The 20,443-nt window shown below is 55.9% G+C and carries 20 protein-coding genes; 7 read left to right on the plus strand and 13 right to left on the minus strand.

The genetic code is table 11. The annotated features are described in order from the left end of the window. Positions 1-13 precede the first annotated feature (13 nt). The 9 genes from damX to FND52_RS15090 form a co-directional block, all read right to left on the minus strand. On the minus strand, positions 14-1,300 hold the full coding sequence (gene damX / locus FND52_RS15050) for a cell division protein DamX (protein WP_144131625.1): 1,287 nt from the start codon (positions 1,298-1,300) through the stop codon (positions 14-16). 88 nt (positions 1,301-1,388) lie between these two features. Beyond that, on the minus strand, positions 1,389-2,477 hold the full coding sequence (aroB, locus tag FND52_RS15055) for a 3-dehydroquinate synthase (RefSeq protein WP_144131627.1): 1,089 nt from the start codon (positions 2,475-2,477) through the stop codon (positions 1,389-1,391). A gap of 56 nt (positions 2,478-2,533) precedes the next feature. Beyond that, positions 2,534-3,055 (minus strand): shikimate kinase AroK, encoded by a 522-nt coding sequence (gene aroK, locus FND52_RS15060; protein WP_002436422.1) that lies wholly within the window; start codon positions 3,053-3,055, stop codon positions 2,534-2,536. A gap of 299 nt (positions 3,056-3,354) precedes the next feature. After that, complete coding sequence (gene hofQ / locus FND52_RS15065) at positions 3,355-4,614, minus strand: DNA uptake porin HofQ (RefSeq protein ID WP_144131629.1); 1,260 nt, start codon at positions 4,612-4,614, stop codon at positions 3,355-3,357. Further along, on the minus strand, positions 4,541-4,933 hold the full coding sequence (locus tag FND52_RS15070; RefSeq protein ID WP_125292557.1) for a HofP DNA utilization family protein: 393 nt from the start codon (positions 4,931-4,933) through the stop codon (positions 4,541-4,543). Before FND52_RS15070 ends, hofQ begins: the two co-directional genes overlap by 74 nt. Next, entirely contained in the window at positions 4,923-5,138 is a 216-nt protein-coding gene (locus FND52_RS15075; RefSeq protein ID WP_144131632.1) for a HofO family protein, read from the minus strand. Before FND52_RS15075 ends, FND52_RS15070 begins: the two co-directional genes overlap by 11 nt. A gap of 20 nt (positions 5,139-5,158) precedes the next feature. Beyond that, the gene (locus FND52_RS15080) at positions 5,159-5,407 is read right to left on the minus strand and encodes a hypothetical protein (protein ID WP_144131634.1); all 249 of its coding nucleotides are present in this window, start codon (positions 5,405-5,407) and stop codon (positions 5,159-5,161) included. Further along, positions 5,391-5,939, minus strand: a complete 549-nt coding sequence (locus FND52_RS15085; protein ID WP_167509366.1) for a PilN domain-containing protein — start codon at positions 5,937-5,939, stop codon at positions 5,391-5,393. The genes FND52_RS15080 and FND52_RS15085 overlap by 17 nt, the downstream gene beginning before the upstream one ends. After that, the gene (locus tag FND52_RS15090) at positions 5,936-6,724 is read right to left on the minus strand and encodes a type IV pilus biogenesis protein PilM (RefSeq protein WP_144131639.1); all 789 of its coding nucleotides are present in this window, start codon (positions 6,722-6,724) and stop codon (positions 5,936-5,938) included. The genes FND52_RS15085 and FND52_RS15090 overlap by 4 nt, the downstream gene beginning before the upstream one ends. Positions 6,725-6,842: 118 nt before the next feature. Between FND52_RS15090 and mrcA the strand changes: the two genes are divergently transcribed. Continuing rightward, positions 6,843-9,395, plus strand: a complete 2,553-nt coding sequence (mrcA, locus tag FND52_RS15095; RefSeq protein WP_125292562.1) for a peptidoglycan glycosyltransferase/peptidoglycan DD-transpeptidase MrcA — start codon at positions 6,843-6,845, stop codon at positions 9,393-9,395. Positions 9,396-9,446: 51 nt separating this feature from the next. Here mrcA and nudE read toward each other — a convergent pair whose 3' ends face one another. Next, on the minus strand, positions 9,447-10,007 hold the full coding sequence (gene nudE / locus FND52_RS15100) for an ADP compounds hydrolase NudE (RefSeq protein WP_125292563.1): 561 nt from the start codon (positions 10,005-10,007) through the stop codon (positions 9,447-9,449). Positions 10,008-10,326: 319 nt separating this feature from the next. Here nudE and FND52_RS15105 point away from each other — a divergent pair, with 319 nt between their 5' ends. The 4 genes from FND52_RS15105 to hslO all read left to right on the plus strand — a co-directional run bounded on the left by FND52_RS15105 (position 10,327) and on the right by hslO (position 14,523). After that, on the plus strand, positions 10,327-12,465 hold the full coding sequence (locus tag FND52_RS15105) for an intracellular growth attenuator family protein (RefSeq protein WP_144131641.1): 2,139 nt from the start codon (positions 10,327-10,329) through the stop codon (positions 12,463-12,465). Between the two features lie 62 nt (positions 12,466-12,527). Then, positions 12,528-13,241, plus strand: a complete 714-nt coding sequence (yrfG, locus tag FND52_RS15110; protein WP_125292565.1) for a GMP/IMP nucleotidase — start codon at positions 12,528-12,530, stop codon at positions 13,239-13,241. Continuing rightward, on the plus strand, positions 13,219-13,620 hold the full coding sequence (gene hslR / locus FND52_RS15115) for a ribosome-associated heat shock protein Hsp15 (RefSeq protein ID WP_144131643.1): 402 nt from the start codon (positions 13,219-13,221) through the stop codon (positions 13,618-13,620). Before yrfG ends, hslR begins: the two co-directional genes overlap by 23 nt. Before the next feature lie 24 nt (positions 13,621-13,644). Further along, positions 13,645-14,523, plus strand: a complete 879-nt coding sequence (hslO, locus tag FND52_RS15120; RefSeq protein ID WP_125292567.1) for an Hsp33 family molecular chaperone HslO — start codon at positions 13,645-13,647, stop codon at positions 14,521-14,523. Here hslO and FND52_RS22050 read toward each other — a convergent pair. Continuing rightward, the gene (locus FND52_RS22050) at positions 14,497-14,625 is read right to left on the minus strand and encodes a hypothetical protein (RefSeq protein WP_280114074.1); all 129 of its coding nucleotides are present in this window, start codon (positions 14,623-14,625) and stop codon (positions 14,497-14,499) included. The genes hslO and FND52_RS22050 overlap by 27 nt on opposite strands. Before the next feature lie 254 nt (positions 14,626-14,879). Between FND52_RS22050 and pckA the strand changes: the two genes are divergently transcribed. After that, positions 14,880-16,499, plus strand: coding sequence for a phosphoenolpyruvate carboxykinase (ATP) (gene pckA, locus FND52_RS15125; RefSeq protein ID WP_144131645.1), 1,620 nt, complete (start codon positions 14,880-14,882; stop codon positions 16,497-16,499). 75 nt (positions 16,500-16,574) lie between these two features. On the opposite strand, the gene envZ is transcribed toward pckA, so the two are convergent. Both envZ and ompR read right to left on the minus strand, forming a co-directional pair. Further along, positions 16,575-17,927, minus strand: a complete 1,353-nt coding sequence (gene envZ, locus FND52_RS15130) for a two-component system sensor histidine kinase EnvZ (RefSeq protein ID WP_144131647.1) — start codon at positions 17,925-17,927, stop codon at positions 16,575-16,577. After that, a complete protein-coding gene (gene ompR, locus FND52_RS15135) occupies positions 17,924-18,643 on the minus strand; it encodes an osmolarity response regulator transcription factor OmpR (protein WP_006177890.1) in 720 nt (239 codons plus the stop codon). The genes envZ and ompR overlap by 4 nt, the downstream gene beginning before the upstream one ends. A 547-nt stretch (positions 18,644-19,190) precedes the next feature. Between ompR and uxuA the strand changes: the two genes are divergently transcribed. Continuing rightward, positions 19,191-20,375, plus strand: coding sequence for a mannonate dehydratase (gene uxuA / locus FND52_RS15140; RefSeq protein ID WP_125292570.1), 1,185 nt, complete (start codon positions 19,191-19,193; stop codon positions 20,373-20,375). The last annotated feature ends 68 nt before the right edge of the window (positions 20,376-20,443 follow it).

Raw genomic sequence — 20,443 nt, forward strand, 5'->3', positions numbered from 1 at the left:
TGCGCTTTGATCATTACTTCAGATCGGCCTGAACCTGATGGATCGGTTTCGCCCATGGGTTTTTGGCCTGTACATCCGCCGGTAAGGTAGATACCGCACGCTTCGCGTCTTCTTTTGATGCATAAACGCCGCTAACCAACACATACCAGGGCTGCCCATTACGCGTTGTCTGGTACACCACGTAGTTTTTCAGGCTCTCTTTCTTCGCCCAGGCATTCAGGTTGTTATAGTTCGACGAACTGCTCAACTGAAGCGTGTAGTGGCTGGAAGGCGCTGATTTCAGTGAACCGACGTTGCCGCTTGACGCGCCTGCGCTGGCTGCCGGTGCTGATGCGGTCGCCGTCGCGGCTGGCGCGCTGGTGGTCGCTTTCGGCGCAGTAGCCGTTGCCGTCGGCGCTTTAACCGGGGCGCTGGCGCTGCCGGAATTGGCTGCAGGCGCGGTTTGTTTCACGGTCGCCGTCGGTTTTGTTTCTGTCGCTTTCGGCGCGGCTGGCTGGCGAGCCGGTGCGGTTTGCGTGGCCTGCGTTTTACGCGGCGCAGGTTCAATCACCGCCTGTTTGCGTTCGGTACGCGCAGGCTGCGCTTCATTGCTTGCAGCCTGTCGGCTGGCATGGCTGCCGGTAGACGCCACGGTAGCCGGTTCAGTCGGCAGCGTGGAATTGGTCACCGCCGCATCAATCTGGCCCTGCTGTGCAGTCAGCGCATTATTCAGGTCGCCCTGGACTTCAACACGTTGCTGGCCTTCAGGTGCCGCAGTCACCTGGCCCTGAGTCGGGGTGGAGGAAACCGGCGGTAAAGAGATATCCTGGCCGTTGGACGGATTCTCAGCGGAGGTCGCGCCCGGCGCTGGCTGGGTGCCATTGGCCTGGTTAGCGGCAGAGTTATCGCCGCCGTTGAGATTAACGCTCTTCTCGGCAGGTTGATTCTGCGCAGTGGTGGAATCTGACGATGGAGCCTTGAGCGCGGAGCCGATGCCAATAATCAGCAGCAACAGCACCAGAATGCCGACGCCCATCATGATGTGCTGGCGGGAAACCGGCCCTTTGGCGGGCGCTTTTTTACGTTTGCGCGGACGGCGCTCAACATCGGCGTCATCGGCTAATTCTTCTTCCGCTTCATACTCCGCCTCTTCGTCACGGGCGCGGCGCGCGCGCGTCGGACGACGATCGTCCGCGTCAAGATCGACATCGTCGATATTCAGCTGCGGTTCGTTGTCGTACTCGGAAGATTTACGGGAACGACCAGTACGACGATCGCTGGGATCGGGTTTCAGCTCGTCTTCTGGTTTAAATTCATCCATTTCACACCCCACTAAAAGGCTTATGTCAGTACTACTGCCATATCACCTGAATTAAACATCGCCTGTCGGCGAAATACCTTTTTAATAGTTACGCTTGCTGACAATCCGCAATCGCGCTAAGTACCAGCTCGTGCGATACGCCGCCGCGTACCTCACTTTGACCAATTGCCAGCGGCAGCACCAGACGGAGCTCGCCAGCCAATACTTTTTTATCGCGCATCATGTGCGGCAAATAAGCGCCAGGCGACATGCTCTGCGGGCCATTCACCGGCAACCCTGCACGTTTAAGCAGCGTAATGATGCGCTGAATATCCTGTTCGCCAAACTGTCCTAACCGCTGCGCGGTACGCGCTGCCATCACCATACCGGCTGCAACGGCTTCGCCATGCAGCCAGTTGCCGTAGCCCATTTCCGCTTCGATGGCGTGGCCGAAGGTATGGCCCAGATTGAGTAAAGCACGTAAGCCGCTTTCGCGCTCGTCTGCTGCCACAACTTCTGCTTTCAGCTCACAACAACGGCGAATGCAGTACGCCATGGCCGTGGTGTCGAGCACCATCACTGCATCCAGATTGGCTTCCAGCCAGTTAAAGAATTCGCCATCAAGAATGATGCCGTACTTGATGACTTCGGCCAGGCCGGAGGAGAGTTCGCGGGGAGGGAGGGTTTTTAAACAATCCAGATCGACCACCACCGACGCAGGCTGATAAAACGCGCCGATCATGTTTTTGCCGAGCGGATGGTTAACGGCGGTTTTGCCGCCAACTGAGGAGTCGACTTGCGAAAGCAGCGTCGTCGGCACCTGAATAAAACGTACGCCGCGCTGATAACAGGCCGCGGCGAAACCGGTGAGATCGCCAATCACGCCGCCGCCAAGGGCGACGAGCGTCGTATCCCGACCGTGGGGTTTTTCTAATAACGCACTGAAGACGGTTTCCAGCACGGCGAGGCTTTTATGTTGCTCGCCATCAGGAAGGATAACCTGATCGACTTTGACACCCGCCTGTTCCAGCACCTGACGGACTTTATCAAGGTACAGCGGGGCCAGCGTTTCGTTAGTGACCAACATCGTCTGGTCACCCGCGCGCAAAGGCCAAAATGAAGCCGGCTGGTTGAATAAGCCGGCAGCGATGGTGATAGGGTAACTGCGTTCCCCGAGAGTGACTGTTAACTGCTCCATGACGCTCAACACCTTCTGTTGCTTGTACCCGCGGGCGAGTGTTTATTTAGCCAGAATCAGTTGTTTTCCAGCATATGAATAATCTGGTTTGCCACAACTTTCGCGCTTTGATCGTCAGTGCGAATGGTTACGTCGGCAATCTCTTCATACAGCGGATTGCGTTCACCGGCCAGCGCTTCCAGAACTTCGCGAGGCGGGGTTTCAACCTGCAACAAAGGACGCTTTTTATCGCGCTGGGTACGAGCCAGTTGTTTTTCGATGGTTGTCTCAAGGTAAACCACGACGCCGCGAGCGGAGAGACGGTTACGGGTTTCGCGAGATTTTACAGAGCCGCCGCCGGTTGCCAGAACAATGCCTTGCTTCTCGGTGAGTTCATTGATGACTTTTTCTTCTCTGTCACGGAAGCCTTCTTCGCCTTCAACGTCGAAGACCCAACCTACATCAGCGCCGGTTCGTTTCTCAATCTCTTGATCAGAATCGTAAAATTCCATATTGAGCTGCTGAGCTAACTGACGCCCAATCGTGCTTTTGCCAGCACCCATCGGCCCAACCAGAAAGATATTGCGTTTCTCTGCCATTTTTTTGGTACTACTAAGACAATTCGTTGATGGTAAACCCGCTGCGCTTCATGTTTGCGTTACGGATAATGAACTGAAACCTCTTTATGCGATAGTGCGAGAGTCAGACCAAAAATTATCTCAACACTCAAGGTGGTTTGGCAACCGATTAAATTACCGCGCCCGAAGAGCTGGAGGGAAAAACGCCATCGGGAGTACCGAATTGGGCTGACACTCAAATCGGTACTCCTTGTATGCTAATTCGAGTCTGACGTCAAACGCCCGACCGAAGAAAAATGTGAAATCGACAATAAAGGACGCTACGTCTTCGGCGCGATCAGGCGCGGAGTAATGAACACCACCAGTTCTCGTCGTTCATCATCTTTCCCGTCATAGCTAAATAAGCCGCCCAGCAGCGGGATATCGCCCAAAAACGGTACGCTGTCCTTACCGCCTTTACGCTTCTGCTGAAAAATGCCGCCGAGGGCAATCGTTTCGCCGTCTTTTATTTCCACCTGGGTTTCGATTTCCTGCTTATCAATCGCCATCACTTCGCCATCCGACTGCTTTAATACCTGCCCCGGCATATTCTGGCTGATGCGCAGTTTCATCCTGATCCTGCCAAAGGGTTGAATGGTTGGCGTCACCTCCATCCCCAATACCGCTTCTTTAAATTCGATTGAGGTCGCGCCGCTTTCGCCGCTGGAAACCTGATAGGGAATTTCGCTGCCCTGTTTGATGCTTGCAGGCTGCTGGTGCGAAGCCAGCAGGCGCGGGCTGGCGATGATCTCCAGCTTATGCTTTTGTTCCAGCGCGGAAAGCTCGAGATCCAGCATGTTGCCGTTAATCCGGCCAACGTTAAAACTCAGTCGCGTTGAGGCTTCAGGAACAGAAAGATCGGCAGAAATCGCACTGGGGCGATACAGCCGCTCTTTGCCTTCGCCCTCCGCCGTACTCCACTTTACGCCCAGCTCGCGCAGGCTGGTTTGATTGATGGTGACAATATGCGCCGAGAGTTCCACCTGCCCTACCGGAATATCCATGCTGGCAATCCAGCTCTCTATCTTTTTGAGCGCCGCGCGGTTGTCGTCAATCAGCAGTCGGTTGGTGCGTTTATCCGCCATCACGCTGCCTTTCGGGCCCAGCAGTTTGTCACCCAGGGCCGTCATCGCCGCCGCCAGTTCTGTCGCATCGGCGTAGCGAAGGGACACCGTACGGGTACTTAACGGCTGGTTACTGAGCCGCTTTAAGCGGGCTTGCTCTTCTTCTTGCTGCTGGCGCTGTTGCCATTCCGCTGGATAAACCCGCAGGATATTGCCCTCTTTACGCCAGTGAAGTTGGCCGATCTCCACAACGGTTTGAAAGGCCATCTGCCAGGGAACGTTCACCAGATGTAGCGTCACGTCACCCGCTACCTCGGGCGCAACGATCACGTTTTGTTTTTCCGTCTCCGCCAGCGCTTGTAAAACCTGACGTATGGGCACGTCATCAACGACCAGAGAGATATTACTTGCCGGCTTTGCGGCTATTGCGCCCAGTGGGAGCAGCATCAGCCCGGCTAATCTGCACATCCTTGCCATAGAATTTTTCCTTCCGTTGCCAACGAATCTCACCGTTATCACACCCGGCAGGTATGGCGAGCACCATCGCGTCCGTGGTGATGTCCTTAACCTGTAACTCTGCCGATAAATTCTGGTTCGGGCTCACCCGTAGCCATTTACCTTCCGGGTTCTCAATTAACGCTTTAATTGCCGACGCGTTACCCACCGCGCCGTGAAAGCGCCATGTCTCCCACTGCGCGTACGGGCAGTTATTAACGGGCGGCTGGAAAGGATCGCGGGGAGCAGCATCCGCCGCCAGGCAGCACAATAGTGAAAGTGTCGCGATGCTATTTCTCATGGGCAGCCTCCAGCAGCAGGGTCACGGTTAGCGCTCCCCCTTCACCGGCTGCCACGGAGAAACGTTTTAAGCGCGCATCGGTACGGGATAGCGCGTTAAACAGCCCAGGCACGGGTAACCATTGGCTGCGTAACTCCAGCTCGGCTGATTCACCCTCTGGCTGCCATTTCATCAGCGTCACGCCGGGGAGTTTACCCGTCGCCATGGCAGAGAAACTCTCTGATGTCAGAGCCGGTAAATTGCGTTGCGTTGCGTTGCGTTGAGTTGCGCGCCGAGTACGCGGCTTATTTGTTGCTCTTCTTTTATTGCCCGCACGCCCGCTGCCCGGCTGAGGCGTTGCTGCTCCAGCGCCTGGTAGCCCGGATGGATGACCCAAAGCCAGCCCAGCGCCATCAACAACATCATCGACGCCGCCCATGTGGCAACACGCAGCCTGGCATCCGCCGTAAGCCATTGTTCAAAGAGTCGGCGCATCGTCAGGCTCCAGGGTCAACGACCAGTGAAATTGCCATGCGCCATCACTATCGCGCGCGGTCGCCCCCTGATGAAGCATACCCGCGCCAGGCAACGCTTTTAGCGTCTCCGCCCACTGACTTAACGCTTCCGACGTTAAAGACTTGCCGGTGATCTCCAGCCGCCCGGCGTCAAAACGCAGCGCGGTAAACCAGACCGCATCCGGCAACTGCGCGGCGAGCTGTTCCAGCCGCTGTCCCCAACGTTGAAAAGTGGCCTGCGCCTTACGTGTCGCCAGCCGCTGCTGATGCTCAACCGCCAGCACGTCCAGTCGCTGGCGTTGCCGGGCATTGTCGCCACGAAGCGTTTTCAACTGTTGGGGCGACGGCTGCACTAACCGCCCCTGCTCGAGACAGTATTCGATATACCCACGCCACGTGCCGCACACCGCCGCAATCGTGATAAGGCCCGCCAGAAACAGGCTGGTCCACAATATCATTCGCTGCTTTAGCCGCTGCGCGCGCCAGGGAAGAAGATTAATTAGCCCGCTCATATCGGGTAATTCCCCATCGCCAGGCCAAGCGCCACGGCAAAACGCCATTCGTCAGGCGCTTTTGGCGGATGTACCCATGTCAGCCAGCGCCAGGGATCGCAAACCGCTGCGCCCTCCTGCGGCGTGTCGCTACAGCAAAGCCATTGCGAGAGGGGAATAGACAGCGTCTGGGCCAGGCCGCCGAGGCCGCCTTCAGTCTGGCCTCCCCAACGTTCCCGTGTCGCCCAGAGCCACTGTTCGCCATCGCAGGCGGCAATTCCCTGTATCTGCGGCGCGGCGTAAGGAAAAAAGCTGGTTAATGCGCACGCATCGGGCGTAAGCGCGTAATAAGAAAACCCGCCACGCTCCAACAGCGCTATCACATCCCCCACTTCCTGACGGTGTGCTGCAGTGACGGAAAGCGTCTTTTGCGCCGCGTCAGGGCGGTAATCGGAAAAAAGGCTTTCCGGTGCCATTTGTAGCGCTTTTGCCGTCGCCGTCGTGACATAGGCCTGGCATTCAGACTCGCAAAGTTGGTCAGGTAGCGGCATGGTGCGCTGTAGCGTTCGCCTGGCCGGAAACGCAACGCGCAGATGATGCTGCGCTGGCAGTTCGGCACGCAGCGTTTGCAGGGCCTGAATGAGCGGCGCGTTGCTGATGATTAAGCCGTGGCAATCGGTCGCAGCGCTAAGCGGAAAATACCACCACTTTTTGAGCTGCCAGCCTTCCCGGCGGCGCTGCACCGCAACGGCCCTAATGCCATCCCTTTGAATATGAAGACCAATTTTCCAGACGCGACTCACCATATTGCACTCCTTGCAGCCCCTGTTAATGAAAAGGACATATCAATGCTTCTGGCTTGCCTTTATACTACCGAGCTGTTGTTTATAAACTGCCCAATTGAAATCTGGTGAGAAATCCTCGGTGAAGTTCGTAAAGTATTTATTCATCCTTGCAGTGTGTTGCATCCTGCTGGGAGCAGGCTCGATTTATGGTTTGTACAAATATGTCGAGCCACAACTGCCTGACGTCGCGACGCTGAAAGACGTGCGTTTGCAAATACCTATGCAGGTTTACAGCGCGGATAATGAACTTATTGCGCAGTTTGGCGAAAAGCGCCGCATCCCGTTAACGCTTAAGCAAATCCCGCCTGAACTGGTTAAAGCGATTATCGCCACCGAAGACAGCCGCTTTTATGAGCATCACGGCGTTGACCCGGTGGGGATTTTCCGCGCGACCAGCGTGGCGCTGTTTTCAGGGCATGCCTCCCAGGGGGCCAGTACCATTACGCAGCAGCTGGCGCGTAACTTCTTCCTGAGCCCCGAGCGCAAGCTGATGCGCAAGATTAAAGAGGTGTTCCTCGCCATTCGCATTGAGCAGTTGCTTAACAAAGACGACATTCTTGAGCTGTACCTCAACAAGATCTATCTCGGCTACCGCGCCTATGGCGTTGGGGCTGCTGCACAGGTCTATTTTGGTAAAACCGTCGATCAGTTAACGCTCAGTGAGATTGCGGTGATTGCCGGTCTGCCGAAAGCGCCGTCGACCTATAACCCGCTGTATTCGCTGGATCGCGCCACCGCGCGTCGTAACGTGGTGCTGGCGCGTATGCTGAACGAAGGCTACATCACGCAGCAGCAGTACGACACGGCGCGTAGTGAAGCCATCGACGCCAACTATCACGCGCCGGAAATCGCGTTCTCTTCCCCTTACCTCGCGGAACTGGTGCGCCAGGAGATGGTGAGCCGCTACGGCGAAAAAGCCTACGAAGACGGCTACAAGGTTTACACCACCGTTAAGCGCAAAGATCAGCAGGCCGCACAGCAGGCGGTACGCGATAACGTTCTTGCCTATGACATGCGCCACGGCTACCGCGGCCCGGCTAACGTGCTGTGGAAAGTCGGCGAAGCGGCGTGGGACCAGAAGAAAATTATCGATTCACTGAAAGGCCTACCGGGCTATGGCCCGCTGCGCGCCGCCGTGGTGACCCAGGCCAGCGCCGATGAGGCTACTGCGCTGATGGCCGATGGCTCCAGCGTGTCGCTGAAAATGGCCGGCGTGCGCTGGGCGCGCCCTTACCGTTCCGATACCGCCCAGGGGCCAACACCGCGCCGGGTGACTGACGTTTTGCAGGCGGGCCAGCAAATCTGGGTCCGTCAGGTGGATGAAAACTGGTGGCTGGCGCAGGTGCCGGACGTCAACTCTGCGCTGGTATCGCTCAACCCGCGTGACGGCGCGGTACTGGCGCTGGTAGGCGGCTTCGACTTTAACCAGAGCAAATTCAACCGCGCGACCCAGGCGCTGCGTCAGGTCGGCTCGAATATCAAACCGTTCCTTTACACCGCAGCGATGGATAAAGGGCTGACGCTGGCAAGCATCCTCAACGATGTGCCGATTTCACGCTGGGATGCAGGCGCAGGCTCTGACTGGCGTCCGAAAAACTCCCCGGCAGAGTATGCCGGCCCGATCCGTTTACGCCAGGGCTTAGGCCAGTCGAAAAACGTGGTGATGGTGCGCGCCATGCGCGCCATGGGCGTGGATTACGCTGCGGAATACCTGCAACGCTTTGGTTTCCCGGCGCAGAATATTGTGCATACCGAATCGCTGGCGCTGGGTTCCGCCTCCTTTACGCCGATGCAGGTTGCGCGCGGCTATGCGGTGATGGCCAACGGCGGTTTCCTGGTGGACCCGTATTTCATCACCAAAATCGTCAATGAGCAGGGCGACAATATTTTCGAAGCCAAACCGAAAATCGCCTGCCCGGAGTGCGATCTGCCGGTGATTTATGGCGAAACGCCGAAATCCAACGTGCTGGATAATAACAACGTGGAAGATGTCGCTATCTCTCAGGAGCAGCAAAACGCCGCCGTGCCGATGCCGCAACTGGAGCAGGTCAACCGCGCGCTGGTGGCGCAAAGCCAGCCGCAGGAATATGCCCCCCACGTGATCAACACGCCGCTGGCCTTCCTGATGAAAAGCGCGCTGAACACCAACATCTTTGGCGAACCCGGCTGGCAAGGCACCGGCTGGCGTGCGGGCCGCGATCTTCAGCGTAAGGATATCGGCGGTAAAACCGGCACCACTAACAGCTCGAAGGATGCCTGGTTCTCCGGCTACGGTCCGGGCGTGGTGACCTCAGTGTGGATTGGTTTTGACGATCACCGTCGTGACCTTGGCCGCACCACCGCGTCTGGCGCAATCAAAGATCAGATCTCCGGTTATGAAGGCGGGGCGAAAAGCGCCCAGCCTGCCTGGGATGCCTTTATGAAATCGATTCTGGAAGGCGTGCCGGAAGAGCCGCTGACGCCGCCGCCGGGCATTATCAGCGTTAATATCGATCGCAGCACCGGCCAGTTGGCGAACGGCGGAAACAGTCGCGAAGAGTATTTCATTGAAGGGACGCAGCCGACGCAGCATGCGATTCATGAAGTGGGCACCACTATTATCGACAACGGTGAAACCCACGAGCTGTTTTAACCGGTAGCGCTAAAAATTAAGGCCCTTTTCAGGGCCTTAATTATTTGTCGTTTAGAGTCGGCCCTGCGCTCGCAGCCACTCCCGCACCAGGAACAGCGCGCTAACGTTACGCGCTTCGTTGAAATCCGGATCGTCCAGCAGCGCCATCATATCCTTCAACGGCCAGTGTACTTTTGGCAGCGGCTCCGGCTCATCACCTTGCAGGGATTCCGGGTAAAGATTTTCCGCCACCACGATATTCATTTTGCTGGAGAAGTAGGACGGTGCCATGGTCAGCTTTTTGAGGAACGTTAGCTGGTGCGCGCCAAAGCCCACCTCTTCTTTCAATTCGCGGTTCGCGGCTTCAAACACCGTTTCGCCCGGATCGATCAGCCCTTTCGAAAAGCCCAGTTCGTAGGATTCAGTCCCCACCGCATATTCCCGGATCAGCACCAGACTCTCGTCAATGATCGGCACGATCATCACCGCCTCGCGGGTCGAGGGGCGCATACGTTCGTAAACCCGACGCACGCCGTTGCTGAACTCCAGATCCACCGTTTCGACGTTAAAGAGGCGCGAACGGGCGACGGTTTCAACACGCAAAATAGTAGGCTTTTGTAATGGTTTACTCATCGTAAGGAGAATGAAATAAGGAGAATGACAATATTGTGCGATATCCCACACAGTTTGACCAATGTTAATTGTTTGTTATTTACACTTTTGGCATTTTCCTAGAGGCTCAGCCCGATGAGCGATGTCGCCGGGTTTGAAATCCTGCTAAGAATTTGCTGATAATTCAGCGGTTCTATTGCTGTTATTCTGAATCGTCGCGACAAGGCCAGCAAAACAACCGGTTTGCGCTACAGTCGTCGATAAATACTCACTGACAATAATTTTTGTTACAGTTCACCTTCGCGCGTGGAATGAAGACTTTTTTGGTTATGGGGAACGCATGGGCACCTTATTGACGGTAGTAGTGACGGTGCTGGTTATAGGGATAGCAGTCGGTTTGATTTTCAGGCATCGCCTGGGGCAACGCCGTGCGCTGCCGTTGCTGCAAGCCTTTGCTGGCGCGGCCACCCGCAAGCTGACGCCGGAAGAGCGCAGCGCCGTTGAAAGCTATCTGGAGTCGCTGTCCCGTACGGAGAGTGCGCCCGCCCCAACCGGCTCCAGCAAGTCGCCCGGCACGCTAACGCTGACGCCGCAGAGCAATACCGTATACGCCGTAACGCGGGCGATCACCCGCTATGGCTTATCTACCGACGATCCCAATAAATGGCGTTACTACCTCGATTCGGTAGAAGTGCATTTACCGCCGTTCTGGGAGCAGTACATTACCGATGATAATAACGTCGAGTTTATCCGCACCGAAACGCGCCCGCTGGTGATATCGCTGAATGGCCATACGCTGCTCAATTCTCATCAGGATACCGGCAGTTACGCTCTGGAACGCGTGACCGGTACTCAGGCATCCATTCGCGGTGAAGAAAGCGAGCAAATCGAGTTACTGAACGTTCGTCAGGAAACCCGTGAAGAGTATGCCCTGAGCCGCCCGGACGGTTTACGTGAGGCTCTGCTGATTGGCCTCTCCTTCTTTTTCTTTTTCAGCTGCCTGGTAGCCCCCGAAGTGTTAATTCCCTGGCTCGCCGGGAGCGGTGTTCTGCTTCTGGCCGCTGGCTTGTGGGGAATATTTGCACCGCCTGCCAAAAACACGCTACGCGAAATTCACTGCCTGCGCGGTACGCCAAAACGCTGGGGTTTATTCGGCGAATCCGATCAGGAGCAGATCAACACTATTTCGCTGGGCATCGTCGATTTAGTGTACCCGCCGCACTGGCAGCCGTTCACCCATTACGATTTAGGCCAGAAAACGGGTATCGATATTTATCTCGATCGCCGCGTCGTCCGTCAGGGGCGCTTTTTATCGCTCCATGAAGAGGTAAAAAACTTCCCGCTGCAACACTGGTTGCGCAGCCTGGTGTTGAGCGGCGCGGCGTTTCTGGTGCTGATGATGCTGCTGTTCTGGGTGCCGCTGGATATGCCGATTAAACTTACCGTTTCCTGGTTGAAAGGCGCGCAAACGGTAGAGGCCACCAGCGTAGAGCAGCTGCAAAAATCGGGGTTAAAAGTGGGTGACACCCTGAAAGTCACCGGTACCGGTATGTGCAATATTCACGTTCCCGGCACCTACTCGCCACGCCAGAATTATCCGTTTATGCCGTTCGATTGTTCACAGATTATCTGGAACGCCGCACGACCGCTGCCGCTGCCTGAATCAGAGATCGTCAACAACGCCACGGCGCTGACCGAGGCGGTTAACCGCCAGCTTCATCCCCAGGAAAATGATTCCAAAGTCAATCCGCAGTTACGTTCCGCCATCCAGAAATCCGGCATGGTACTGCTGGATGATTTCGCGGAAATCGTGCTGAAAACGCAGGCGCTGTGTACCGCAGACGATGAGTGCATCCGGCTGAAAAACGCGTTGATCAACCTCGGCAACACCAAGGACTGGGAAGCGCTGGTTAAGCGCGCCAGCAGCGGAAAACTCGATGGAGTGAACGTGCTGTTGCGCCCGGTGAGCGCCGAATCGCTGGATAACCTGGTGACCACCTCTACCGCGCCATTTTTTATTCGTGAAACTAACCGCGCGGCCCAGTCGCTGAACAGCCCGGCTCCCGGCGGCTTTATGATTATCAGCGAAGAAGGCGGCGATTTAGTCGATCAACCGCTGCCGCCGATGTCGCTCTACGATTACCCTGCCCAGCAACAGTGGAGCGAATTCCAGCGGCTGGCGGAAATGCTGATGCAGACGCCGTTCCACGCCGAAGGGGTGATTACCAGTATCCGCACCGACGCCAACGGCACCGAGCATGTTTCTCTGCACCGTATCCCGGACAGCGCCGGCTTATGGCGCTATGTCAGCACCACCCTGCTGCTGTTCGCGATGATTGTTTGTACCCTGTATAACGGCGTGCAGGCGATCCGCCGCTGGCAGCGCCAGCGCTCGCGGCTGGCGGATATTCAGCAGTATTACGCCAGCTGCTACAACCAGGAACTGGTTCCCACCACCGAGGTGCAGCATCTCCCCTGAGTAAAACGTGGCGACGGGTTTATGCTACCCTGTCGTCACTTTTTTACAGGATGAGATGACCCATGCATGTAGATATCGCCTGGCCTGATGTCGATACCGTGTTACTGGACATGGACGGCACTCTGCTGGATTTAGCGTTCGATAACCATTTCTGGCAGCAGCTGGTGCCAGAAACCTTAAGCGAGCTGCGCGGCATCACGCTGGACGAGGCGCATCAGTATATTCGCCAGGAATATCACGCGGTCCAGCATACGCTAAACTGGTACTGTCTGGATTACTGGAGCGAGCGGCTTGGCCTCGATATCTGTGCGATGACCACACAGCAAGGCCCACGCGCGATACTGCGCGACGATACGGTGCCTTTTCTGGATGCGCTCAAAGCCTGCGGCAAGCGCCGAATACTGCTGACCAACGCCCATCCTCATAATCTGGCGGTGAAGCTGGAATACACAGGCCTGGCTTCGCACCTTGATTTATTACTTTCCACCCACACATTTGGATATCCGAAAGAGGATCAGCGTTTGTGGGAAGCCGTCAGGGCCCATACCGGGCTGGATCCGGCGCGAACGCTGTTTATTGACGACAGCGAACCGATTCTGGATGCGGCGGCGCAGTTTGGCATTCGCTACTGCCTCGGCGTCACCAATCCGGACTCCGGCGTGGCGGAGAAAGCGTATCAGCGCCACGCCGCGCTCAATGACTACCGTCGGTTAATCCCCGCGTTGCACCCTCACTGCAAAACAGGTGACGACCATGAAAGAGAAAGCGCCGTCTGAGGTACGCCTGGACAAATGGTTATGGGCGGCCCGTTTTTATAAAACCCGCGCGCTGGCGCGTGAAATGATTGAAGGCGGAAAGGTGCATTACAACGGACAACGCACCCGCCCCAGCAAAAATGTGGAACTGAACGCGGAGATTATTCTGCGTCAGGGCAACGATCAGCGCACCGTTATCGTGAAAACGATCACCGATCAGCGTCGCCCGGCGAGCGAAGCCGTGCTGCTTTACGAAGAGACGGCGCAAAGCGTGGAGAACCGCGAAAAGCTGGCCCTTGCCCGCAAAATGAATGCGCTCACGATGCCGCATCCGGAACGCCGCCCGGATAAGAAAGAGCGTCGTGATTTGATAAAATTTAAATACGGTGACGACGAATAACCGTCGCCCGCAAGAGAGAACATTATGGCTCAACACGACCAATTACATCGCTATCTATTTGAAAACTATGCCGTCCGCGGCGAGCTGGTTACCGTTTCAGAAACCTGGAAGCAGATTCTGGAAAATCACGATTATCCTCAACCGGTAAAAAACGTGCTGGGCGAGCTGCTGGTAGCGACCAGCCTGCTTACCGCCACGCTGAAGTTTGCGGGCGACATCACCGTACAGCTGCAGGGTGATGGCCCCATGACTCTGGCCGTTATCAACGGCAATAACGAGCAGCAAATGCGCGGCGTCGCACGCGTTCAGGGCGACGTACCGGCAGATGCCTCTCTGAAAACGCTGGTCGGCAACGGCTATCTGGTGATCACCATTACCCCTGCCGAAGGCGAGCGCTATCAGGGCGTGGTCGGTCTGGAAGGCGATACCCTGGCAGAATGCCTGGAAGATTATTTCCTGCGCTCCGAACAGCTGCCGACGCGTCTGTTTATTCGCACCGGCGATGTAGACGGCCAGCCTGCGGCGGGCGGTATGCTGCTCCAGGTTCTGCCTGCGCAGAATGCTCAGGCGGACGATTTCAATCACCTGGCGACGCTGACCGAAACCATCAAGGCGGAAGAGCTGTTTACCTTACCTGCCAACGACGTGCTGTGGCGTCTGTATCACGAAGAAGAAGTGACGCTTTACGATCCGCAGGATGTGGAATTTAAATGCACCTGCTCCCGCGAGCGCTGTGCGGGCGCGCTGAAAACCCTGCCGGATGAAGAGATTGAAACCATCCTGGCGGAAGATGGCGAGATTGATATGCACTGCGATTACTGCGGTACACACTATCTGTTCGATGCTATGGACATTGCCGCGATCCGCAATAACGCCTCACCGGCGGATCCGCAGATCCATTAAAACCACAACGAGCGCCTGCGACGTCAGGCGCTCGCTATTTTTCACTCCCACTGCCCCTGTTTGCAAAATCGATTCGTCCATAAAAACGCGATAATCTTTCATAAAATTTACCTTTAAGAAAGCGCTTACACTCACAAAATGTCATATTAACGCTTCCATTCATTAACATAATCAGAACATTTTCCTCTTTCCGTTATACACTCCTCCGCTACTCTATCCCGCGTCGTGAGCTGAATCACAGTATTTTCCGCTGTCTTAAAAGCGTCGATACGTAAATCTATGAAGCACGTCCCGGTTAACATGTTACAAACAACCCTACAATTTCAGGCAGTACAAATTGGCTAAGGAGAAGTGATATGCGCGTTAAAGGTTTAACCCCGCAAGAACTCAAGGCTTATGGTATCAACGACGCCCAGGACGTGGTCTACAACCCTGATTACGATACGCTTTATCGCGAAGAGCTTAACCCAGAACTGGAAGGCTACGAGCGCGGCGTATTAACCAATTTAGGGGCCGTTGCAGTCGATACAGGCATCTTTACCGGCCGTTCGCCGAAAGATAAATATATCGTCCGCGACGACACAACACGGGACACGATGTGGTGGGCGGATAATGGCAAAGGAAAAAATGACAACAAGCCGCTGTCGCCTGAAACCTGGCAACACCTCAAGGGGTTAGTCACCCGCCAGCTCTCCGGTAAACGCTTGTTTATCATTGATGCGTTCTGCGGTGCCAATGCCGATACCCGGCTTTCGGTGCGTTTTATCACCGAGGTGGCCTGGCAGGCGCACTTCGTCAAAAACATGTTTATTCGCCCCACTGACGAAGAGCTGGAAGGCTTCGAACCCGATTTTGTGGTAATGAATGGTGCGAAATGCACCAACCCTGACTGGAAAGCCCAGGGGCTGAATTCCGAGAACTTTGTCGCGTTCAACCTGACGGAGCGGATGCAGTTAATCGGCGGTACCTGGTACGGCGGCGAAATGAAAAAAGGGATGTTCTCGATCATGAACTACCTGCTGCCGCTGAAGGGCATTGCGTCGATGCACTGCTCGGCGAACGTCGGGGAAAAAGGCGATGTGGCAGTGTTCTTCGGCCTCTCCGGCACCGGTAAAACCACGCTCTCTACCGACCCGAAACGCCGCCTGATTGGCGACGATGAACACGGCTGGGACGACGACGGGGTGTTTAACTTCGAAGGCGGCTGTTATGCCAAAACGATCCGTCTTTCTGAAGAAGCGGAGCCGGATATCTATCATGCCATCCGTCGTGACGCGCTGTTAGAGAACGTCACCGTTGGCGAAGATGGCGTGATTGATTTCGATGACGCCTCGAAAACCGAAAATACCCGGGTGTCGTACCCGATTTACCACATCGAAAACATCGTTAAGCCGGTTTCCAAAGCGGGCCACGCCACCAAGGTGATTTTCCTCACCGCGGACGCGTTTGGCGTGTTGCCGCCAGTATCGCGCCTGACCGCTAACCAGACTCAGTACCATTTCCTGTCCGGCTTTACCGCCAAACTGGCCGGTACCGAGCGCGGCGTGACTGAACCGACGCCAACATTCTCTGCCTGCTTTGGCGCTGCGTTCCTGTCGCTGCATCCGACGCAGTACGCCGAAGTGCTGGTAAAACGCATGCAGGCCGCGGGCGCGCAGGCGTATCTGGTTAACACCGGCTGGAACGGCACCGGCAAGCGCATCTCGATTAAAGATACCCGCGCGATTATCGACGCTATCCTTGATGGTTCGCTCGACGACGCCGAAACCTTTAATCTGCCGATGTTTAACCTGGCGATCCCCACCACGCTGCCGGGCGTCGATACCCATATTCTCGATCCGCGTAATACCTACGCCTCACCGGAGCAGTGGCAGGAAAAAGCCACTCAACTGGCGAAGCTGTTTATCACTAACTTCGAGAAGTATACCGACACGCCTGCTGGCGCAGCGCTGGTTAGCGCAGGGCCGAAGCTGTAAGTTGACGTGACGATAAATAAAAAACCACCCTGAATGACTGAGGGTGGTTTTTTTTATGGGCGCAATTTATCCGGTTTAGCTTTCTCTTACCGGATGCGCGATCCGTGCGACCGGCACCGGTAAATAAGCCCGTATCCGCAACCCGCCGCGCTCGCTGCGCCCGATATCCAGCGCGCCGTTGTGATTATCAACAATACGCTGAACGATGGCTAACCCCAGACCCGTACCGCTGGTGCTGCGGGCGCTGTCGCCACGCACAAACGGCTGGAACAGATGCTTCAGCTGTTCGGGCTTGATACCGGGGCCGTCATCTTCCACCTGGAACCAGGCGCGGTTAAGTTCTGTGCCGCTGCTGACCTTGATCCAGCCGTTACCGTAGCGCGCCGCGTTAACTACCATATTGGCTACCGCGCGCTTGATGGATAACGGGTGAATATTCACCATAATCACCCCGTGCTGGAGATCGGTATCGATTTCGCGCTCATAGCCGCTTTCCGCCGCGATCACTTCGCCCAGCACGCTATTCAGGTCCGCCAGCTCCAGCGGCATCTCCTGGCCGGTACGCAGATAATCGATAAACTGCTCGATGATGGCGTTGCACTCTTCGATATCTTTATTAATCGACTCCGCCAGATAGCCATCTTCCGCGCTCATCATTTCGGTCGCGAGACGAATGCGGGTCAGCGGCGTGCGTAAATCATGGCTGACGCCCGCCATCAGCAGGGTGCGGTCATCGGCGAGCTGCTTCACGCCTGCCGCCATATGGTTAAAGGCGCGGGTCACCGAACGCACCTCCGACGCGCCATACTCGCGCAGCGGCGGTGGAATAATGCCTTTACCAACCTGAAGCGCCGCATGCTCCAGGTCCACCAGCGGTCGGTTCTGGATGCGGATAAACAGCCACGCGCCACCTATCGCCAGCAGCATAATCGCCAGGGTGTAGCGGAACAGCGGGGAAAAATCGCCCTGATGGATTTCCGTCAGCGGAACGCGCACCCAGATATTGGGCGAAAGCCAGGTTTTGAGCCACACCACCGGCGAGCTCTTATTGACCTCCACGCGCACTTCCGTCGGGCCGCCGAGCTGCTGCGCCATCTGCTGGCTTAAGAATTCGTAATGCTGGGCCCAGCGCAGCCCGGCGTCTTCCGCCGCTTCATTGGAGTACAACGATATCCCCAACTCACGGTAGATTTCGCGCCGGAAAGCAGGCGGCACCACCAGTTGCGTCCCATCTTCCAGCTGCAGCTTGTCGGTCATCAGCATACGCACTTCGTAGGCCAGCACCTTATTAAACTGCTGCAAACTCGGCAGAATGGCGAAGTTCAGCACCACTAAATAGGTCGTCACCAGGCTGACGAACAGCAAGGTGACGATGAGCAACAGGGTTCTGGCAAACGAGCTACGCGGCGAGAAGCGCAGTCGCTTCATGCTTTAGCGCCGTCCGGTACAAAGACGTAGCCTAAACCCCAGACGGTCTGGATGTAACGCGGATGCGCCGGATCTTCTTCTACCATGCGGCGCAGGCGGGAAATCTGCACGTCGATGGAGCGTTCCATGGCGGAATACTCGCGGCCACGCGCCAGGTTCATCAACTTATCGCGGGACAGCGGTTCGCGCGGATGGCTGACCAGTGCTTTCAGCACCGCGAATTCTCCGCTGGTGAGCGGCATCGGCTCGTCTTCACGGAACATCTCGCGGGTGCCAAGGTTGAGTTTGAATTTACCGAAGGCAATCACCGCTTCTTCCTGGGAAGGCGCGCCTGGCAGTTCGTTTGCCTGGCGGCGCAGCACCGCGCGGATACGCGCCAGCAGCTCGCGCGGGTTAAAGGGTTTCGGGATATAGTCGTCGGCACCGATCTCCAGGCCCACGATGCGATCGACCTCTTCGCCTTTTGCCGTCACCATAATGATCGGCATCGGGTTGCTCTGGCTGCGCAGGCGGCGGCAAATCGACAAGCCGTCTTCTCCCGGCAACATCAGATCCAGCACCATTAAGTGGAAGGACTCGCGGGTCAGCAGGCGATCCATCTGTTCAGCGTTTGCTACGCTACGAACCTGGAAGCCCTGCTCGGTAAGATAACGCTCAAGCAACGCGCGCAGGCGCATATCGTCATCCACTACCAGAATTTTATAATTCTCTTGCATCGATTTAACTCCCAAAGGTTCGAATACTGTTATCTGCAAAACGGACACGCGTGTTTACACGATGAAGCCATTTTTAACTACATGTATTCTAAAAAAGGCTGCGCCGACCACCAGACTTAACTGGTATATATTCTAGTCGAAATTGTTACAAAGCATATTTAACAGCAGGTTATCTGCCTATTTCATCACAATTTCGTCACTTCATGACGTCATCACGGCATAGTTTTTATCAACAGGGGCAAGATCTCGCAGCCGTTAGCGGTTTCCTGGCATGAAAATTGGTTGACCAATATCCGCCATCGCGGCGTTAAAGCGCCTTTTTATTGCTGTAACGCCCTTTTAACATGCCAAATCAAACTGTGACACGGTTAACCAATTCAGCGCCACGCATTGACTTTTTGCCCTTTTTAGTCGAAGTTGTATGCCAACAAAGAGAGTTGTTACACCACTACGTTGGCAAAGCGCAATGAACTCGGCGAAGTGGTCAACCAATAAATCCCCGGTAAAATGCCTTAACGGCATCCCGAAGACTGAGCAGAGGTAAAGCATGAAGCAGACATGGCGCTGGTACGGCCCCAACGATCCGGTAACGCTTTCAGACGTCCGACAAGCCGGCGCGACCGGCGTGGTAACCGCACTTCACCATATTCCTAACGGTGAAGTCTGGACGGTTGAGGAGATCCTCAAGCGTAAAGCCATCGTGGAAGAGGCCGGGCTGGTGTGGTCGGTGGTGGAAAGTATTCCTATCCACGAAGACATCAAAACCCATAGCGGCCAGTACGATCTGTGGATCAAAAATTACCAGCAGTCGATCCGCAATCTGGCTGAATGCGGCATCTATACCGTCTGCTACAACTTTATGCCGGTACTGGACTGGACCCGTACCGACCTGGAATACGTGCTGCCGGACGGCTCCAAAGCGCTGCGTTTCGATCAGATTGAATTCGCCGCGTTCGAAATTCACCTGCTGAAACGCCCGGGCGCAGAAGCGGATTACACCGCGGAAGAAGTTGAGCAGGCCAATGCCCGCTTCGCCGCCATGAGCGATGAAGACAAAGCGCGTCTGACGCGCAATATCATCGCCGGTCTGCCGGGTGCCGAAGAAGGTTACACGCTGGAGCAGTTCAGCAAACACCTTGAACGCTACGCGGATATCGATAAAGCCAAACTGCGCGAAAACTTCGCTTACTTCCTCAACGGCATTATCCCGGTCGCCGAACAGGTGGGCGTGCGTATGGCGGTCCACCCGGACGATCCGCCGCGCCCGATCCTCGGCCTGCCGCGTATTGTTTCCACCATCGAAGATATGCAGTGGATGGTCGATACCGTCGCCAGCATGGCGAATGGCTTTACCATGTGCACCGGCTCCTACGGCGTCCGCGCCGACAACGACCTGGTGGATATGATCAAACAGTTCGGCCCGCGTATTTACTTTACTCACCTGCGTTCAACGATGCGCGAAGATAACCCGAAGACTTTCCACGAAGCGGCGCACCTGGCAGGCGATGTGGATATGTACGAAGTGGTGAAAGCCATCGTTGAAGAAGAACATCGTCGTAAAGCTGAAGGCGTGGAAGACCTGATCCCAATGCGTCCGGATCACGGTCATCAGATGCTGGATGATTTAAAGAAAAAGACCAACCCCGGCTACTCCGCCATTGGCCGCCTGAAAGGCCTGGCTGAAGTCCGTGGCGTGGAACTGGCAATCCAGCGCGCTTTCTTCAGTAAGTAAATCTTCTCAGGGCGCGGCCTTCGTCGCGCCCTGCTTCCTTTCAAGTTTGCATTCAGGCAGGCCCACTG

Origin of the sequence: Atlantibacter subterraneus, from assembly GCF_007570865.1 — a bacterium.
Classification (GTDB): domain Bacteria; phylum Pseudomonadota; class Gammaproteobacteria; order Enterobacterales; family Enterobacteriaceae; genus Atlantibacter; species Atlantibacter subterraneus.

Coding starts and splice junctions, on each gene's coding strand:
- yrfG (WP_125292565.1), top strand. CDS start 12,528: ATGCATGTAGATATCGCCTGGCCTGATGTCGATACCGTGTTACTGGAC.
- pckA (WP_144131645.1), top strand. CDS start 14,880: ATGCGCGTTAAAGGTTTAACCCCGCAAGAACTCAAGGCTTATGGTATC.
- nudE (WP_125292563.1), bottom strand. CDS start 10,007: ATGAGTAAACCATTACAAAAGCCTACTATTTTGCGTGTTGAAACCGTC.
- FND52_RS15105 (WP_144131641.1), top strand. CDS start 10,327: ATGGGCACCTTATTGACGGTAGTAGTGACGGTGCTGGTTATAGGGATA.
- ompR (WP_006177890.1), bottom strand. CDS start 18,643: ATGCAAGAGAATTATAAAATTCTGGTAGTGGATGACGATATGCGCCTG.
- hslO (WP_125292567.1), top strand. CDS start 13,645: ATGGCTCAACACGACCAATTACATCGCTATCTATTTGAAAACTATGCC.
- aroK (WP_002436422.1), bottom strand. CDS start 3,055: ATGGCAGAGAAACGCAATATCTTTCTGGTTGGGCCGATGGGTGCTGGC.
- FND52_RS15090 (WP_144131639.1), bottom strand. CDS start 6,724: ATGGTGAGTCGCGTCTGGAAAATTGGTCTTCATATTCAAAGGGATGGC.
- damX (WP_144131625.1), bottom strand. CDS start 1,300: ATGGATGAATTTAAACCAGAAGACGAGCTGAAACCCGATCCCAGCGAT.
- FND52_RS15075 (WP_144131632.1), bottom strand. CDS start 5,138: ATGGCGACGGGTAAACTCCCCGGCGTGACGCTGATGAAATGGCAGCCA.
- hslR (WP_144131643.1), top strand. CDS start 13,219: ATGAAAGAGAAAGCGCCGTCTGAGGTACGCCTGGACAAATGGTTATGG.
- FND52_RS15080 (WP_144131634.1), bottom strand. CDS start 5,407: ATGCGCCGACTCTTTGAACAATGGCTTACGGCGGATGCCAGGCTGCGT.
- FND52_RS22050 (WP_280114074.1), bottom strand. CDS start 14,625: ATGAAAGATTATCGCGTTTTTATGGACGAATCGATTTTGCAAACAGGG.
- hofQ (WP_144131629.1), bottom strand. CDS start 4,614: ATGGCAAGGATGTGCAGATTAGCCGGGCTGATGCTGCTCCCACTGGGC.
- FND52_RS15085 (WP_167509366.1), bottom strand. CDS start 5,939: ATGAGCGGGCTAATTAATCTTCTTCCCTGGCGCGCGCAGCGGCTAAAG.
- uxuA (WP_125292570.1), top strand. CDS start 19,191: ATGAAGCAGACATGGCGCTGGTACGGCCCCAACGATCCGGTAACGCTT.
- envZ (WP_144131647.1), bottom strand. CDS start 17,927: ATGAAGCGACTGCGCTTCTCGCCGCGTAGCTCGTTTGCCAGAACCCTG.
- aroB (WP_144131627.1), bottom strand. CDS start 2,477: ATGGAGCAGTTAACAGTCACTCTCGGGGAACGCAGTTACCCTATCACC.
- FND52_RS15070 (WP_125292557.1), bottom strand. CDS start 4,933: ATGAGAAATAGCATCGCGACACTTTCACTATTGTGCTGCCTGGCGGCG.